This window comes from Bacillus salipaludis (assembly GCF_004358205.1).
The window spans coordinates 425,689-443,660 of the sequence record NZ_SMYO01000001.1; the positions used below are offsets into that span (position 1 = coordinate 425,689).

Annotated in this window: 17 protein-coding genes; 4 read left to right on the top strand and 13 right to left on the bottom strand. The window is 37.6% G+C overall.

Annotation, left to right across the window (positions count from 1 at the left end; genetic code table 11):
• Positions 1–236: 236 nt before the first annotated feature.
• The gene (locus tag E2K98_RS02040) at positions 237–1,817 is read right to left on the bottom strand and encodes a peptide chain release factor 3 (RefSeq protein ID WP_133332633.1); all 1,581 of its coding nucleotides are present in this window, start codon (positions 1,815–1,817) and stop codon (positions 237–239) included.
• A gap of 181 nt (positions 1,818–1,998) precedes the next feature.
• Here E2K98_RS02040 and E2K98_RS02045 point away from each other — a divergent pair, with 181 nt between their 5' ends.
• The 3 genes from E2K98_RS02045 to E2K98_RS02055 all read left to right on the top strand — a co-directional run bounded on the left by E2K98_RS02045 (position 1,999) and on the right by E2K98_RS02055 (position 4,672).
• A complete protein-coding gene (locus E2K98_RS02045) occupies positions 1,999–2,256 on the top strand; it encodes a hypothetical protein (RefSeq protein ID WP_133332634.1) in 258 nt (85 codons plus the stop codon).
• 144 nt (positions 2,257–2,400) lie between these two features.
• Positions 2,401–4,122, top strand: a complete 1,722-nt coding sequence (locus E2K98_RS02050; protein WP_133332635.1) for an AAA family ATPase — start codon at positions 2,401–2,403, stop codon at positions 4,120–4,122.
• A gap of 94 nt (positions 4,123–4,216) precedes the next feature.
• Positions 4,217–4,672, top strand: coding sequence for a YkvA family protein (locus E2K98_RS02055; protein WP_235824682.1), 456 nt, complete (start codon positions 4,217–4,219; stop codon positions 4,670–4,672).
• A gap of 11 nt (positions 4,673–4,683) precedes the next feature.
• On the opposite strand, the gene E2K98_RS02060 is transcribed toward E2K98_RS02055, so the two are convergent.
• From E2K98_RS02060 to E2K98_RS02090, 7 genes are all read right to left on the bottom strand, one after another.
• Complete coding sequence (locus E2K98_RS02060; protein ID WP_235824683.1) at positions 4,684–5,283, bottom strand: cell wall hydrolase; 600 nt, start codon at positions 5,281–5,283, stop codon at positions 4,684–4,686.
• Between the two features lie 179 nt (positions 5,284–5,462).
• Positions 5,463–5,615: a YjcZ family sporulation protein gene (locus E2K98_RS02065; RefSeq protein WP_081810763.1), complete on the bottom strand. Its 153-nt coding sequence runs from the start codon at positions 5,613–5,615 to the stop codon at positions 5,463–5,465.
• 19 nt (positions 5,616–5,634) lie between these two features.
• On the bottom strand, positions 5,635–5,727 hold the full coding sequence (locus E2K98_RS02070) for a YjcZ family sporulation protein (protein ID WP_133332636.1): 93 nt from the start codon (positions 5,725–5,727) through the stop codon (positions 5,635–5,637).
• 129 nt (positions 5,728–5,856) lie between these two features.
• Positions 5,857–7,047: a Ger(x)C family spore germination protein gene (locus E2K98_RS02075; RefSeq protein WP_133332637.1), complete on the bottom strand. Its 1,191-nt coding sequence runs from the start codon at positions 7,045–7,047 to the stop codon at positions 5,857–5,859.
• Positions 7,044–8,651, bottom strand: a complete 1,608-nt coding sequence (locus E2K98_RS02080) for a spore germination protein (protein WP_133332638.1) — start codon at positions 8,649–8,651, stop codon at positions 7,044–7,046. Before E2K98_RS02080 ends, E2K98_RS02075 begins: the two co-directional genes overlap by 4 nt.
• 17 nt (positions 8,652–8,668) lie before the next feature.
• Positions 8,669–9,766: a GerAB/ArcD/ProY family transporter gene (locus E2K98_RS02085; protein WP_133332639.1), complete on the bottom strand. Its 1,098-nt coding sequence runs from the start codon at positions 9,764–9,766 to the stop codon at positions 8,669–8,671.
• Positions 9,766–10,014: a hypothetical protein gene (locus E2K98_RS02090; RefSeq protein ID WP_133332640.1), complete on the bottom strand. Its 249-nt coding sequence runs from the start codon at positions 10,012–10,014 to the stop codon at positions 9,766–9,768. Before E2K98_RS02090 ends, E2K98_RS02085 begins: the two co-directional genes overlap by 1 nt.
• Between E2K98_RS02090 and E2K98_RS31545 the strand changes: the two genes are divergently transcribed.
• Positions 10,013–10,465 (top strand): DUF6114 domain-containing protein, encoded by a 453-nt coding sequence (locus E2K98_RS31545; RefSeq protein WP_235824684.1) that lies wholly within the window; start codon positions 10,013–10,015, stop codon positions 10,463–10,465. The genes E2K98_RS02090 and E2K98_RS31545 overlap by 2 nt on opposite strands.
• A gap of 204 nt (positions 10,466–10,669) precedes the next feature.
• Here E2K98_RS31545 and E2K98_RS02100 read toward each other — a convergent pair whose 3' ends face one another.
• The 5 genes from E2K98_RS02100 to E2K98_RS02120 all read right to left on the bottom strand — a co-directional run bounded on the left by E2K98_RS02100 (position 10,670) and on the right by E2K98_RS02120 (position 17,854).
• Positions 10,670–11,971: a coiled-coil domain-containing protein gene (locus E2K98_RS02100; RefSeq protein ID WP_133332641.1), complete on the bottom strand. Its 1,302-nt coding sequence runs from the start codon at positions 11,969–11,971 to the stop codon at positions 10,670–10,672.
• Between the two features lie 308 nt (positions 11,972–12,279).
• A complete protein-coding gene (locus E2K98_RS02105) occupies positions 12,280–12,816 on the bottom strand; it encodes a hypothetical protein (protein ID WP_133332642.1) in 537 nt (178 codons plus the stop codon).
• Positions 12,817–12,918: 102 nt separating this feature from the next.
• Positions 12,919–15,678, bottom strand: coding sequence for a phosphoenolpyruvate carboxylase (ppc, locus tag E2K98_RS02110; protein WP_133332643.1), 2,760 nt, complete (start codon positions 15,676–15,678; stop codon positions 12,919–12,921).
• A 229-nt stretch (positions 15,679–15,907) separates the two neighbouring features.
• Positions 15,908–17,266, bottom strand: a complete 1,359-nt coding sequence (locus E2K98_RS02115; protein ID WP_133332644.1) for a cadherin-like beta sandwich domain-containing protein — start codon at positions 17,264–17,266, stop codon at positions 15,908–15,910.
• A gap of 138 nt (positions 17,267–17,404) precedes the next feature.
• Positions 17,405–17,854 (bottom strand): CoxG family protein, encoded by a 450-nt coding sequence (locus tag E2K98_RS02120; protein ID WP_133332645.1) that lies wholly within the window; start codon positions 17,852–17,854, stop codon positions 17,405–17,407.
• Positions 17,855–17,972: the final 118 nt, after the last annotated feature.

Below are 17,972 nucleotides of genomic sequence, written 5' to 3' on the forward strand. Positions count from 1 at the left end.
TAGGGGGGTCATTACCAATAGATAACAGTTTGTTACAACTGTTAATCATCAAGTTTATTGTCCAAAATGAGACCGTTTTCTTGTAAATTTTTTCCTTTCTTTTAGATTTTTTGATATCGCTTTTTCATTACAAAAGTACGGTTATGTTAAAGAGGTTTGTGGGGGTTTATAAATAATTTTTATACAGGAAAAAACCCCCATAAGATAAAATGGGGGTTGCGGTTTTTATTAAACAATTATTCATGTTGGTCCATTGGGTTATATAGTTTGACCGATGGGTTTTTCTCTTGGAACCATCTTAGCGCGAATTCGTTCTCGAATAAAAACACATTATGATCATAACGATCTTTTACAAGCAAACTTCGAGAGCTGGATAAATTTTCGTCCACTTCATCACCTTCGACCCATCTGGCAATCTTTGATCCCATACGCTCCATTAGGACCTCAGCATTGTATTCATTTTTCATACGATGTTCAAAGACTTCAAATTGCAGTTGTCCAACAGCACCTAACAAGTATTCTTCCATCCTAAACGTTTTGTAGAGCTGAATTGCCCCTTCTTGAACAAGCTGTTGAATCCCTTTATAAAAGGACTTTTGCTTCATGACGTTTTTTGCAGATACCTTCACATAGAGCTCAGGTGTAAATTGCGGCAGTCTTTCATATTGGAAATCATCTTTTCCAGTCGTCAATGTGTCTCCGATTTGATAGGTACCTGTGTCATATAAGCCAATAATATCACCGCTTACAGCCTCATCCACTGTATTTCTTTCTTCCGCCATAAACGAGGTCGATTGGGAAAGCTTTAATTGTTTCCCAAGGCGAGGGATATTTACAGTCATCCCGCGTTCGAATTTACCTGAACAAATTCGAACAAAGGCAATCCGGTCACGGTGGGCAGGATTCATGTTCGCTTGAATTTTAAATACAAAACCTGAAAAATTCTCACCAAGCGGATCAATTTCCCCAATAGATGAATTTCGTGCTTTGGGCGCCGGAGCAAATTGCAGGTAAGATTCCAAGAAAGTTTGTACACCAAAGTTCGTTAAAGCACTGCCAAAGAAAACAGGTGTTAACGTACCTTCAGCTACCTTTTCTGCGGAAAACTCATTTCCCGCTTCGTTAAGGAGCAGGATTTCCTCAAGTGTCTGATCATAAAGACCGGAATTCTTAATCGGGTGATCCCCGTCAATCTCGCCTTCTTTATTTAAAGGGAGAAATCGATCTTCGTCACTCACACGGAATTGCTCAACGCGATTGTGGTAACGGTCATAGATCCCTAGGAATTCTTTCCCCATTCCGATTGGCCAATTCATTGGATAGGATTCAATTCCTAGTACCTCTTCCAATTCTGCGAGAAGCTCAAGCGGCGGTTTTCCTTGGCGATCAAGCTTATTCATAAACGTGAAAATTGGAATTCCCCGCATCCGGCAAACTTTAAATAATTTAAGTGTTTGTTCCTCAATCCCTTTTGCGGAGTCTATAATCATAACGGCGCTATCAACGGCCATTAAAGTACGATACGTATCCTCACTAAAATCCTGGTGCCCAGGAGTGTCCAATATATTGACACGAAATCCATCATAATCAAATTGCATCACACTGGATGTAACAGAAATTCCCCGCTGCTTTTCAATTTCCATCCAGTCACTTGTCGCAAATTTCCCTGTCTTTTTTGCTTTTACCGTTCCCGCATCCCGAATGGCGCCACCGAATAACAACAATTTTTCAGTCAATGTTGTTTTACCGGCATCTGGGTGGGAAATAATAGCAAAGGTACGGCGCGATAATACTTCTTCTTTAAATTTGTTTCCCATCTTGACTTCCTCTCTTTTTTTGACAATTAGTTTTTGTCCATAACTTCAATCTTATATGTCTTGTGAATACTTTGCAATCTTCAATTAATCGACATCAATTATTTCTTTTTTATCCCAGGAAATAAGAATATAATGAAGAAAGCCATTTATTAATTATAATATAAAAATTTAGGAGGAAATAATGAATATTACATCGTTTGATCAACCTACCTTAAATTTAATACATAAAGCATTTGAGATTGTACTTAAGGAGAATCATATCCCTTATAAAAAAATCGGGATTGTCGAAGATGGCGATCAGTTATTATTTTTGTATGAAGGAAAGACAGAAAAAGTTCATGTTTTTAAATGGAGCAAAGCGCAAAGCCACGGAGTGAGTATCGGTGTCCTTGCTCAAAGTGTATTGTCACCCATTATTCCAACGCTTCGGACCCTTTAATTCTCATTCGATATAGCTGCCTTTCTGATTGCGGAAAGGCTCTTTTTTCCTGACATCTATGTTTTTTCCTCTGATTCCCACGTCCTTTTTTCTGAAATCCCTTTTATAATAGAGTAGTACTCTTGTTAAAGGAGCTGATCTTAATTGAATGAAAAAACGAAAAGAATAGTTTCAAAGTTTATTCCGCTCTTTGTAGCGTTTATAGTTGTGGTAACGGGTATTATTTGGGTGGTTCAAAATTCGAAAGCTGAGGTAGCAATTCCATTCTCATCTGTGGAGAAAACGATCCAAAATCAGCAGGGTAAGACAGTCACTTTAACTGAACGGCCTGATGGCAGTATTCACATTAAAGCAGGAAACGCTCAATATATTTCCCATGTTCCCCCTAACAGCCAAATGGTAGACAAGCTAGTTGAAAAATATAATGTTAATTATTCCTATTCGGATAGCAGCCCATACGGAAAATGGGTACTTGGCGGTGTCATTATTCTTCTTGCCGGAGCAGCATTCGCCCTGCAAAAGAGTAAGGGCGGTTTCGGGATAGGCAACTCCATGAAAAATAGTGTTGCGAAAGCACGTACTCTACCTTCCACTACACTAGATGATGTTGGAGGTATTGGAGAGGAAATGAAGGAAGAAATTTTACAAACCCTCTCAACCTTAAAGGAGCCGGAAAGAGCACTAAAATTAGGGATTAAACCGCCTAAAGGAGTTCTGTTATACGGACCTCCAGGTACTGGTAAAACATTATTAGCCCAAGCCATGGCACACGAGCTAAATGCGTCATTTTTTTCCGCTAGCGGATCAGCCTTTAATGAACTATTTGTCGGTGTCGGGGCCAGCAGGGTTCGTTCTTTATTCCAAGCAGCAAGAAAGCAAAGTCCAGCTGTAATCTTTATTGATGAGGTGGATGCTCTTGCTGGAAAAAGAAAAGCACATGGCGGGGAAGAGGCTGAAAAAACATTAACAGAGCTTCTTGTACAGCTTGATGGCGGTCATGACAATGACGGGATCCTATTTATCGCAGCAACCAATCGTAAAGATATGCTCGATGATGCATTCTTGCGTCCCGGAAGGATTGACTTCTCATTCCATGTTCCTCTTCCAGACACAAAGGGAAGAAAGGAAATTATCGCTATTCATACAAAGGGAAAGGCAATCGCTAAAGATGTTCTTGCCTCATTGGATGACTTAGCCGAGAGCACATCTGGTTTTTCTGGTGCCGAGCTTCAATATTTATTTGAAACAGCAAGCCGACGTGCTGTTCGAAACAGCAAAGATATGATTTATAAGGAAGACCTTGATTATGCACTAGACCGTACAATTTTAGGAAGCACATCACGTACCTTACAGGATTCTGAAACCAAGCGCCGTGTAGCCATTCATGAAGCAGGACATGCGCTAGTTGCTTCTGTTACAAAACCGGGTTCTGTTAGAAAAGCCACCATCATTCCTCGTGGTGATGCACTTGGCTATGTTGCTCCAATTCCAAAAGAACTTCATTTATCAACCACTAGTGATTTACTTGAGCGGATTGCAATGATTTTAGCCGGCGGTGTGGCTGAAAGATTGATGCTGGGTGAACATAGTATTGGTGTTAGCGGTGATGTCCAGCAGGCAAAACAAATTATTGAACAAATGGTTGATACAGGAATGCTCCAAAATGGATTTACTCTTACATTTAATAAACAAGATAAAGAAGCAAAGATGCAGGAACTTTTTGACAAAGGATTAGAAAAAGCCCAAACCCTAATTCAAAACCATCATCAACAGTATCAGCAATTAGTGCATGCTTTATTAAAAAAGGAGACACTTGAAGGCGACGAAGTGGATGAAATTGTGTTAGGAAATTTAGTTTCGGCTTAAATTAAAAACACGAGGTGTGTAAACGCACCTCGTGTTTTTTTATTACTCATTCGTGGTAAACTAACCATGTATTCCTTAAAAGGAAGTGATTATATTGTTCGGTAATAAAGAAAAAATCGAAAAAGAATTCACTAAATATAAAGACAAAGCATTGGAATTCATCAATCAGAAACAAGAAACAAATGAATTAATGAAACAAGCAACAACCAAAGTGAAAGAAAAGAAAAATTCATTAGGGGACGCTTTCGGTAAGATCGAACTCTTGATTGAACTAATTAAAGCCTATTCCAAAGGCGATTATAGAAATATTTCCAAGAGTACAATGGCGACTGTTATAGGCGCTATTCTCTATTTTGTTTCCCCAATCGATATGATTCCCGATTTTATTGTTGGATTAGGAATTGTCGATGATGCAGCAGTAATCGGATACGCTATCAAAAAAATATCAGGGGAATTAGATGAATTTGAAAAATGGAAAGAAGAGAAAAGCCGAAGCAACCTTGAGGGGCTAGACGTTGGCGCTGGACAAAGCAAAAGCCCTCTTGATTGATCAAGAGGGTTCTATATAGCAAACCGATGATGACCTATTTTTTTAATTGTCTTCTTAGATCGAAGCCATTTGCTGTCAGTTTTATCCGGATTATAAAAATATAAGGCATCGGTTATTTGTCCGTTTTTGGCCAGAGCCTCATTCACTGCTTTTTTTGCATCTTCAACAGCAGGCTTATTGATCATCCCATTGGCAACAGGTTGAAACTGCCTTTTTTGATAAATCACCTGGTGAATAGAATCAGGAAATTGGTCATTTTTCACTCGATTTAACACAACAGCAGCAACTGCCACTTTCCCTTTATAAGGCTCACCTTTTGCTTCTGCTGTCACTAATCTTGCAAGTAAATCCTTTTCTTTTTGAGAAATCTGCTTTGGAATAATAATTTTTTCACCTGGGGTAAGTCTATTATTTTTAATTCCATTAACTTTTATAATTTTTGATTTGGAAACACCATATTTAAGTGCGACTTGAACTGGTGTTTCATCATGAACTTTATAAATTTTTACAGTTTCAAGAGTTTGTGCATCAACACGCCCCAATAGTCCAGGTTGAACAAGCATGAAAAGAAAAAGGAATGCCGTCATAAAAACACTCACAATAAGTTTCATATTCAGTTCCCCCTTTATCTAGTGTTTTGCTCTGATATAACCTTAACATGGATTCCATGCTCACCCAACCTTTAATCATTTCCATGGTAAATATGGATAGTTTGTCCATTTATAAAATGAAAGAAAGCAGCGATTGTATAAATCGCTGCGCTTATTAAATACACGTTTCATATCAAATTTTAATAGAAGCAAGCCGCCCCTACAATAATTAATAGGATGAACAAGACAACGATTAACGCGAAACCGCCGCCCCAGCCACAACCTACTCCACCATATCCGAAACCACCGCAGCATCCGCCGCCAAAACCACCATATCCACCATATCCAAACATTTTCATTACCTCCTGATTTTTATATTACCCATGAAGCTCCGATAATGATTAACAAAATAAATAATACTACTAGAAGGGCAAAGCCGCCGCCTGCAAAGCCTGCACCAGTCATTTTCATTACCTCCTTATTTAAATTCTATATATCCTATTCAGGCACCTAGAAATGTGCACTAGACACTTATCCCTATTACCCAATTTTGAAAAAAAAGAATAAGCCCATCTTTTCAGGCAGATGGGCGTGTTATTTAGAGTTATTTAGAAGACTTTTGGTCCGAATACCCGACCTTCTTAATTGTACCTTTACATGGACATTAATAATGGCATCGGGAAACAGCTCATCCCAATGATCTTGAACCTTTTTGAAATTCCGATAATCCTGACGGTACATTTCTTCACCAAAACCAAAAATATCTGTTTTGTATTCCTCTTGAACCTTTTGAATAGTTTGCATCATGTTTTTTTCAATCATTTTCTCGGTGAACTTTTCATATTGCTCATAAGTTTTGATTTCTGTCATATCTTTTGCACATTGAGTACCGTCCAAATATGCTTCTGACCTGACATTTATATTAATAACAGGTAACCCTCTTATCATTCTTGCCTTCGCTCTAGTTTTTGAATTGTAAATCCTTACTGCAAAGTATTTATTTTTTTGACAAGGGACGGACAAAACGGTACGAATTATTTTATCCTCAACCCATAAATAATTCCGTGTATCGTTAAGTGGTAAAAAATCAAGAAGATTGCCGTTCTTAAAAATGGCGAGTGAATCAAGGACCACCATTGCTTTTGGAGCTACTTCTTTCATATTTTCTACACTGCTGCCCTCTTCTGAATTTCCCTGTATGGTTACCGCTGCCATTACCGGATGTCTACCAGGCGAAGTAAAGGCTTGGACGACATCATTTAACCTTATATCTGGGTCACCTCCCCAGTTCTGTACCATGGAATCGATCTGAACGTGCAGCTTTAAGGATGACGATTTTTGAATGGGATAAGTAACCTTTAATACATCAGCAGCACTCACATTATGAGCAATGATAATATTGAAATCATCCCGTACTTCACGATTTCTTTCCAAAAAATCAATAAATTCCATTAACCCCTCTTTTGCAACCTCTTCTCCGATAATCAAAGTCTGCATATGTGAATAGATCACATTTTTTGAAGCACCCACATTCATTTTTTGCGAGAGCTCAGAAATGGTATTACCGTGAAGAGTAAAAACAATCGAGGGGGTCAAACCTGTCCCGGTTTTTGGATTCAATTCTTCGGCAGAGATTCCTTCACTAGTTAAAGAATATTTCCCTTCATCACTTTTATCGATCGCCATACCAGTTACCACCGAAATTTCTGATAACTCCCGTTGATCCCAACAGCCTGTTAATAGAAAATTACAAATAATAATCCAGCAAAATAATTTATTCCTCAAGCATTATTCCCACCTTCCGATTGCGGAGGGCTTGGCGAGGCTTCTGAAAAAACCTTAGTTTCCAATTCCGTTCTTAAATATTTAGGCCTTTTTTTCATAGCCCAATAAGGAATTCTAAAAAAAACATCCTTCTGATCCTCAACAATTATTGGAGCAATAGGTGACAAATAGGGAACGCCAAAAGAACGAAGAGAACTTAAATGAGCAACCATTGCGACTAAGACGATCAGAACGCCATATAATCCTAAAATATAAGCAAAAAATACAAGCATAAACCTTAATAGTCTTGAAGCAGACGCAAAACTGTATACCGGAGAGACAAAATTGGCAATAGCCGTGATCGCGACAACAATAATCATTATATTGGAGATGATGCCTGCCTCAGCAGCCGCCTGACCGATGACGAGAGCCCCAACAATCGAAACCATCTGCCCAACCGTCCGTGGCATCCTCACTCCTGCTTCGCGTAAAATTTCAAACGTAACCTCCATAATTAAAACCTCAACCACAGCTGGGAAAGGTACACCCTGGCGCTGGGCAATGACACTTAGCAGCAAGGTGGTCGGCAGTAATTCATGATGAAAGGTTAGTATTCCAACATATAGGGAAGGGGTTAACAGCGCAATCATAAATGCCAGATAACGAATCCCCCTTAAAAATGTCCCTAATAAAAATGGCTGATAATAATCCTCTGAAATTTCAAAAAAGTCCACTAAAACAGCCGGTACAAGTAAACAAAAAGGGGTTCCATCAATTAAGATGACAATTTTTCCATCGATTAAATTAGCAGCAACCGTGTCAGGACGTTCCGTGTTTAGGGCTAGAGGAAATAAGGTAAAAGTTTTATCAGCAATTAATTCTTCTATATTCCCCGATTCAAAGATGGCACTGACTTTTATTTTTTTTAACCGGTTTCGCACTTCTTGCAGTATGGCTTCATTCGCAATGCCTTTTATATATCCTATATATACTGTGGTTTGCGTATCTTCCCCTATAATAAAAGACTCAAAATATAAATTTTTATTACGAATCCTTCTTCTAATTAAACTGACATTGGTTGAAAGTGACTCAATAAACCCATCCTTTGGTCCCCTTATCACCGTTTGTGTACTAGGTTCGGTAACCGACCTTTTTTCATCACTAGTCATACCAATAGAAATGGCTCTCTCGATTGTCTCAATAACGATTACAATGGATCCATTTAATACAGCCCGGCAAATTTCTTCCCTTGTCCCTAAAAGCTGATAATCTGTCCCTCCAAAAACCTTTTTACATAGTGAAGTAAGTTCCTCAATCGAATTTAAGGAGCCCCCCTCATTAAAATGGGATGAAAATAAATTTGGAGTCGTTTCCTTCAAGGTCTTCGTATCCACCATGCTTTCCAGATAAATTAGCAATGCTCCCTTATGGTCAATCTCTGCCATAACACTCCGAAAATCAGCAGACTTTCCAAAAGAAAATTCCAATTCACTTTTTAACTCTTGGAACGAAAAGTGTGTAATTGTACCATTATTCTCACTATTCTGTGGTTGAAGTTCCTTCCAATAATCATCCATTTTCATTTTTTTCTTGCGCAAACTACGAATCGGTTTTATCGGAGACATAAGGAAAACACCTCAATTTAACTAGACCTTTTTTTCTTTTGCTTCCAAAGTAAAATAATGAAAAGAATCACTGGAATACAAAATTGGAAAGGAAAATGTAAGTAATAAGGAACTATTTTCAAACCTTCTTGGATATGATCAGCAAAATCAATGGATACAAGCACCGAAAATAAAGCTATAAGTGTAGAAATCGGGAGTACAAAATAACGATAGGGTAGCTGAAAAATATATTCTAACCCCTTTAAACCACCAAATAGAAAAATGGTCCCTTTCACAAAGATTCCCAACATCATAATGAAAACAACAATCGCATCGATTCTTTCAATAAAATTTCCTACCGAAATATTCCTTCCTGTACTTAAAAGCGGGAAGTTGGAGCGGAGCATTGAATCGACTCCAAGCGTGATAATCATTAAAAAAGAGGCAATCATAAGTAAAAAGGAGGCAATTCCCACCCCAATAAATGAAAATCTCAGACTGTACTTCTTGTTTGTAACACTCGAAAAGATGACAGTGAAGGATATCAGTTCACCAAATGGGAAAAAAATCAAATCCTTAAAAAGAGTTTTAAAAATAGGTGTAATCCCTTCTCCAAGGATTGGTTGAATTTGCTCAATATTTGCATTGCCGCTTGCAAATAAAAAAATAGCTAATAATAGATAAAAAATAAATAAATATGGAGTAAAAACTTCAGAGGTTCGTGCAAGCACTTCGATACCAAGATAGATTACATACCCCATTAGGAGAGAAAATGTCATCGAAAAAACTTCAATCGGAGTGTTAGGCATAATTGCAGAAGCCATTAATTCTCCAAAATCCCTTACCACTCTACTTGAAATATATATAAAATAAATAATATAAAGGAAGGTTAAAATAATGGCCGGTTTTCTCCCGATGCAAAACTCCATAATTTGAAACAAATTCTTACCTTCAAGCTGATTTGTTAAAGTATAAAAAAACCAAATAACCCCAACTCCTAAAAAAGTGGATAACCCTACCGCAAGCCATGCATCATTTTTGGCATCACCGCCAATTCCAACAACAATCGCACTTCCCAATAAGAAGTTAATAAGAAGTGTCAGGAGTTGACCTAAAGATATATTTTCTTTTTCCATTACGAAACTTGATTCCCTTCCGTATTTTTACCTTTTCTTTTCGATAAATAAATCCGTATATCGATGACAACACTCGAAATAAGGCCCACTATCGCTCCAGTTATGACAATATATCTGCCAGCAGCAATTTCTGAAAAAAGTAAATGATGTATAGCTGAAATAAAGGTGTATCCAAATAGCTGCGTATCAAATAGGGCAAGAAGTCCAGTTAGAAATAGTGCGATTAGGAAGAATGAGAAAGTTACCATGGACCAAACAACCCCTAACATTGTTACCTTATCTTGCCAGAATAAAGTTATTTTTATCCAAAAAAGAAGCCAAATTCCAATTTCCAGGAAATTCGACTTTCTGAATGTAAATCCTTTTTTATTTAATAATCCCCATTCGAATGGCTTTTCAGCTACTTCTGTCCTATTTCCCCTTTTGGGGGGCGGCCTGACACTATTAATGGGAGTCTTGTCCTATATTATGCCCAAGCTCTCCTCGCTTCTTGGAATCTTGGCGATTTTCTCGTCAGTTTTATCCATTATGGGAGCACTTGGAGGTATTTTAGTCGGAACCATTCTTGGAATTATTGGTGGAGCCATTTGTATCGCTTGGAAGCCGGAATTTACCAAAGCTGAAACGATCCATCCCACCAATCAAGATGAAGGTGCAGAAAAAGAAGTAGCCTTTGGAAAAGAAAGCTTACCAGATTAAAGAAAAATTTTTGAAGCATTCAAAGAAATGGTGATGGTTTTGACGAGCAAACATAAAACATACAGATTTGTCCTTATAGTTTTTTAACTCTCAGTGGAATTTTTATATTAATAAAGGAAAGTTTTGCAAGCAGTTCAAACACGGTACTAGCAAAATTCCCAAAAACAAAAAGAGAAGCGGGGCTTCCCGCTTCTCTTTTTGTTTTTATTCAATAATTCGAACAACGCGGCCGTTAAATCTTGATTTCCAATAACTATTTGACATGGACGCAATTGCCACACCTGTCGAGCTTTGGGAACCGATGAATTTTCCGCCGCCAACATAAATTCCAACGTGTCCATCTGTCTTATATGTGTTAAAGAATACAAGGTCTCCCGGCTTCATTTGGCTTGAAGGAACCTGTCTGCCTGCATACTTTAAGGAATCCGTACTTGAACCAATATTATATCCAGCTTGTGCAAAGGCCCAATGAACAAAGCCTGAACAATCAAATCTTCCATGGGCAACATCGTATGCTGAACGTCCGCCGCCGAAGACATACACGGAATTTCCAATATATTTATTTCCAGCAGTAATGACATCTTGAACACTTCCGCTTGAACCGGAGTGAGTCGCTACTGGAGTATTATCATTTGAATCGGACTGATTGGATGAAGAAGAAGAGTTACTAGAATTATTGTCAGAATTTGAACTGTTGCTATTATTATCTGAACTATTTTTGTCATCAGATACAGGTGCAGATGCAGGTGCAGGTGCAACATCATTTGCATGAATCATTTCATATTCTTTTAAGGCAAGTTGCTTTTCTTTTCCTTTTAGTTTCGCAATACGATCCAATTGTTCTTGTTCTTTTTGTTTCAGTTTTTCCTTTAATGTATCATTTTCCTTTTTTTGATCCAAAATCTGCTCATGCATACCTTCAAGTTCTGTTTTCATTTCCTTTAGCTCTGTCAGCTTTTTTTGAACGGCAGCTTGTTTTACTTCAACTTCCTTTTTATCATCTTCATACTGTTTTATAAAATTCTGATCTGCTTGAACAAATGTAGAAACAGCACCAATTCGATCAATAAAATCACTAAAGCTGGAGGCACCTAACAAGACATCTAGATAACTAACTGTTCCGCCACTTTCTTGGTATGATACGGCACGCTTTTTTAAGATTTCATTGCGTGTATCAATTCTTTTCTTTATAACAGCAACTTCTTGCTCTATTTTCTGAACCTGGGATTTCGAATCCTTAATGTTATTTTCTGTTTTCGCCATCATGGAATTATTATCTTTAATCGCCTGATCGACTCGGTTTGATTGATCTATTAATCTAGCAAGATCACTTTGCACCTTAGTAACTTCAGCATTTGCTTTTGAAATACCTGCTTGAACTCCCGAACGTTGACCTTTAATACTTTGTAAATCGTTATTTGGTGCAGCTTTTACAGCTGGAATGGAATAGGCACTTCCAAATCCAAGCATTACAAGCGTACTAAGTACGGTTAGTTTCTTTTTCAATTGATTCCCTGCTTTCCCATTGCCAAATTTTCCATTGAATTTCGACAAAATCCAAGCCAAGCATTTGACAAATTTCTATGTATTCTCGTCTATTAACCATAAATTCTATCATTATGTATATGGTCATTTTCATACAAATGACCCAATAATTACTTTTTTTGTTGCAATTAGTAGTATATCATCTAAATTTGTCAAAAAAGTTATGATAATATTACATTTATATTTCAAAGGCTATTTTTCCCCGAAATTTAACAATTTGTTCAAAAAAAAGAAGACCCAATCAGTTTGATTGCATCTTCAAAAAACTTTTAGCCCGGAAGTATTCTTAGTTTATTTTCTTCATTCACTCTAATATCCCATTGATGGAAATGCAGCTGAAATTGATGATTTATTTTGTTTCGATTTCTGCGCATCCACTTGATGGCATGCTTATTTGCATCTTTTTCCACCCATGAAAATGAATAAGATGAACCTAGTAATGGGGGGCCTGATAGTGCCTGTAAAAACTTATGTTTATTTGTAGTGAATTGATGATGATGGCGCATTTCATGAAATAAGCAAAAAACGCCGTGCAGCTTTTTTAATAATGGATCATGGTAGGGCAGGTTGAATAAATAGATAAAAATTTTGCATTGTTGATAATTATAGCTCGAAAAAATAGAAGTTTTGACAAGATGCTTTAGTAAATAATAGCGAGAAGATAGATTTCCCGATAGTGTGGCAATTTCCTGCCAGCCTTCAAATATGTAAATATCGGGTATTCGGCTTTGTGAAATAGGCAATAAATCCAATAAAAAATCAATCTCGTTTTCTGATAAAATACTTGAATGACTATAAGTCGCCAACCTATTCACCCGATTTCTATTTTTATTAATAGTATATATAATTTTCAGAATCATTAAAATAGAAAAAACAAACTCTCGTAATCAAGAGTTTGTTTTTTTTTATCAACCAGTATTTCGTAGTCCTGCAGAAATTCCGCTGATGGTTAGTAATACCTCCGTTAACAATTCGTCATTAGGCTCGTTCTGGCTGCGTAATTCTTTTATTAACTCAACCTGTAAAAAGTTCAACGGATCAACGTATGGGTTACGTCTATAGACTGATTCCTTAATATTTGGCGTATGATCAAGCAATTCTTGATCACCAGTTATTTTTAATAGAATGGCTTTTGTTTTTTCAAATTCCTCAAGAATAGTGGTAAAAATTCTCTCAGCAATGGTTTGATCCTCAACGAGTGACAAATATTCCTTGGCGGTTGTAAGATCTGCCTTCATCAAAGCCATATGCAAGTTATCAATTGTCGATTGGAAGAAAGGCCATTTTTGATACATTTCCTGTAACAAAGTCAAATTCTTCCCATTCTTTGAGGCAAAATTGTCTAAACCAGTCCCCGCAGCAAACCAAGCAGGCAACAGCTGACGGCTTTGCGTCCATGCGAATACCCATGGAATCGCCCGTAAATCTTCAAATCTCCCCTGTTTTTTCCGGCTCATTGGTCTTGAACCGATATTTAAATCCCCAAGTTCCCGGAGTGGTGTGGCTTGGTTAAAATAAGTAAGAAAATCAGGATCATTAAACACGAGCGATTGATATTTTCCTAAAGATTCACTTGATATTTCATCAAGCGCTTTTTCCCATTCAGAATTTCGTAATTTCCCTTGATCAGCGTCTTTTGATACATGTGTAGCAACCTTAAGCAGTGTGGATGTTGCTTGTTCAAGGCTTCGATAGGCAATGTCCTCAAGTAAATATCTCGAAGACAATACTTCACCTTGTTCAGTAATTTTCACGCCATCACCGATTGTTTCAGCTGGCTGTGATAAAATACTCTTGTTTAATGGACCGCCCCCACGTCCAAGAGAACCACCGCGGCCATGGAAAAATTTCAGTCCAATCTCATAACGTTTGGCCATCTCATGAATTTCAATTTGGGCCTTATAAAGTTTCCAGTTGGCAGTTAAAGTTCCACCATCTTTGCTTCCATCTGAATAACCTAACATAATTTCTTGCCGGTCACCTAAAAACTGTAAATGATTACGATATAACGGCATTTTGAAAAGTGTTTCCATAATCGTTGGTCCTGCAGATAAATCATCAATGGTTTCAAGAAGCGGGGCCACATTCAAATGGCTTTCCAAAGTACCATCTGCATGGAGACGGTAAATTCCAGCCTCTTTTGCCAAAACTAGTACCTCTAACAGGTCACTTGGAGATTTTGTCATACTTACAAGATAAACAGAAATGGAACGTTTTCCAAATACTTCATGACCCTTTTTAATCATTTGAAATACTTTAATCATTTCCTGTGTTTCTTCTGAATAATCTTCATTTAGCAAAAGAAGCGGACGAGGGTCGATTAAAATATTCTGCAAAATAGTAAGCTTCTCTTCTTCGGAAAGCTCGGCATAGTTTTCTGTGATTCTTACTTTCCTTAAGATTTCAGTAATCGCAGCTTCATGCTCACCGCTATGATTTCGGATATCGAGAGTTGCAAGGTGAAAGCCAAACAACTGGACTTGGCGAATTAACTTTCGAATGGACCGCAATTCATGGGCAGCAGGGTGATGGCTTTTTAAGCTGCTTTGAATGACGTATAAATCCTTTAACAGCTCTTCAGCCGATTGATAACCAACCTCAGATTTCCCTACCTGTCTCACCCGTTCAATCATAACCGCAAATACTCGGCGATAAACCTCCGTTTTAACTGGCCACTTTTTATCTTCCGTTAAATACTTATCTTCTTGCGCCTCCAGCAGTTGCAGGAGTTCTTCACTTACGTCTACCCTTGTAGTGGAATGGCTGTACCGCTTCATTAAATCGGTCAGGACCCCTTTATATTTCTTTAACACCACTCTTCTTTGGCGAATTAAAGTCTCCCAAGTCACATCATGAGTAACATTTGGGTTTCCATCACGATCCCCGCCAATCCATGAACCAAAACGGAGAAAATTTGGAACGTCCCATTTTTCTTCAGGGTAATTTCTTTCAAGGCTGTCTTTTACCTCATAATGGATTTCAGGAAGAACCTCAAAAAGGGTTTGATCAAAATAATAGAGGCCATTGCGGACTTCATCCATTACGGACGGCTTGTTATGCCGTAATTCATCGGTCTGCCAAAGTATGGTTATCTCATTAAATAAACCCTCTTCGAGCTTCTTTTTCTCTCTTTTTGTCAGCATTGGATTATCAAGCTTCTCCAAAATTGCAGCAATCCGCTGTTGGATTTCAAGAATCGACCGCTTTGTTGCTTCTGTTGGATGGGCAGTAATCACAAGCTCAAGTGACAACGTTTTTAGAACTTCCTGAATGACTTCTTTCGATATATGGTTTTCTTTTAATGAGAGGATCGCACTTTCAATTGATGCAGGTTGAACGTTTTCTGACTCCAATTGATACTGCCTGCGTCTGCGAATCCGATGGTTTTGTTCCGCTGCATTGATTAAATGAAAATACATGGAAAAAGCTCGGACCACTTGCATACGCATTGGATTACTTAAGGTGGAGATTTCCTTTTTTAAAGCGGTATAGATTTCTTCTTCATACTGATTTCGGAGGGATTTACACATGTTTCTAATTTTTTCAACTTTTTCGAATAGCTCTACCCCACCATGACTGATAAGGATTTCACCAAGCATTTGGCCAAGTAATTTGACATCTCTACGCAATGGAAGACTGCTGTCATTTACTTTTAATTCCGTTGTCATGTTCTCACCTTCCCTTAATCGAAAAATTCTAATAAATTTTTAAATAATAATATAACATAATTTTCGGAAATTGTAGAATAAAAATCCTTCCTTTTTATAAAATTTTACCCTATTAAATTAAAAAAGCGTTTTCATTATTCATGATCCTTCTGAACCAACACATTACTGGTTTTATCCTGTTAATTGTTAAAACGAAAAAAACCTGCTGAAAGCCAGGCTTTTTTCGTTTTTAAAATAATTTACTAAAAAATTGACTAATACTCTCCGTAATCCTTCCCCAAAAGGATATAGATTGATGATTTCCTTTTCCCTGCCATGCACTTGTTTGTACTGTCGTTAGGTTATTATTTGAATTGGTAACTTGGGTACTAGCTTCACTACTTACAGTTGAATCTGCGGTATCATTATTCGTTGAAGAGGATGTACTTTTTTCAACTTTTTTCTTAAAAATCAAAACATACGTTTTTCGGTCTTCCCCATTGCTTACAACTACAGAAATAATCGTTTTTTTACCATCCAGCTTAATATTTTGACTGCTTCCACCTTCAATTTTGACGGTGGAATCGCTGTATTTCGCTGTCGGCTTGATGGTAAGGGATTTCACATCACTCGCAACTGATAAATGGTAGGTATATTCGTCTGTAATAAAATCCTTATTCCAAGTACCTGTCGATACTGTTAGAGAGGATAAGGTTGCTTTATTTATTTTTTGAACGGTGGCTTGAGTCTGACTTGTTGAGCGATTGTTCTGAGTACTCACAGGGGTAACGCTCTTAGTTGGAATGGTTTTCTGTATTTGATTCATCCCTCTATTTGATCCACTTGCTTTTGAATTATTTGCAGCTTTTACCGTTCGGGCTGGTGAAACAGGAGGTTTGCTTGCTTGTTTACGCTCCCTTGTTACATGTAAAGTATAGGTTTTCATTTCACCATTTTCAGCCGTAACCAAAATAGTTATAATTGATTTTCCTTCTGGCAGCGATACGGTATCCCTCTCACCCTTAAACAGTTTATTATTGATCTGAATGCTGGAAGTTTTCTTCATAGATTCTGGAGTAACCGTAAGGGTTTTCACCTCATTATCTACCTTGATACTGTAATCCACTATGGATGAATCAAATTTAGGCGATAACTCTCCCTTTGATAGTTTAATATTTTTCAGCAGATTATTATTATTTTGTTTTCTGTTAACGGTAAGTTTATACGTATTGACAGAATGACTTCCATCCCTAACAGCTATTTCAAATGTGTTCTCTCTCGTATGAATTGTGTATAATCCATCATGGAAAGGCTGACCATTTACTGTTAAACTTGCTTCAGGATTTTCACTTTTAATAGCCAAGTTAATTTCCGGAATATTATTTTCTACGGTTGCCGAGTACTCCTTGAGACTAGGAGAAAAGGTTTGATCAAGTGGAACGCCGACAATTTCTAATCCTGATAAAGTATTTGGATTTTGCTCCAGAGAATTCGTCGGAACTGCTGTTTGATCCATGGTGGCAGCGTAGGTTGAAGGGATGTATGAGAACGAACCCATACTGACCAGGGATGCAGCAAGAATGATTTTCGCTCCTTTACCTTTTTGCATCGAAACTCCTCCTATATCAATAAAAATCAAAGTTTTCTAATTTGGACTAACTGTATCATTCGATGCTTAAGATTTTCTTAACTTTATTTTTTAAATATGAAAAACCCCGGACTTAATGATCCGGGGTTTTTCATATTCTCATACTCGCCTTAATTCTTCCAATTTTGTGGAGATCGCTAGAGCCATCTCCTCTGCCTGCTTTGGAATGGAATTTTTTAAAACTGAATTGACCATTGGTGCTGTAGCGCCGCTTGCACTAACATCCAAGAATCCTGTCATTTTGGTTTTGTTTGCGCTGAGAGCTTCCGCCTTAAAGTAGCCCCCGCCACTATATTTTTCTTTTATTCCTTTTAAGGTAAAGGACACTTTTGTCGGCTCATTCCACTCCGTTATTTCAACTAATAATTTAACTTTTTTTTTCATAATCCCGATGTCACTTTTAAATTCCCATGTAGAACTGCGGTTATCTAATTTTTCATGGTGAATATAGCCAGGGACAAGTGGCGCCCAATGATCCATATCCTTCACGAACCCCCAAACCACTTCGATGGGCAAATCTAAAACTACTTGGTGCATTCCGCTTGGCATTATTTTCCCTCTTTCCCTTTCCAAATAAAAAACCTTCAATTACCTAAATTGAAGGCCTTTTACATAGATATATGATTAAGTAAGTGAGAATAGAAGAAATACCTCTAGATAGCTTATG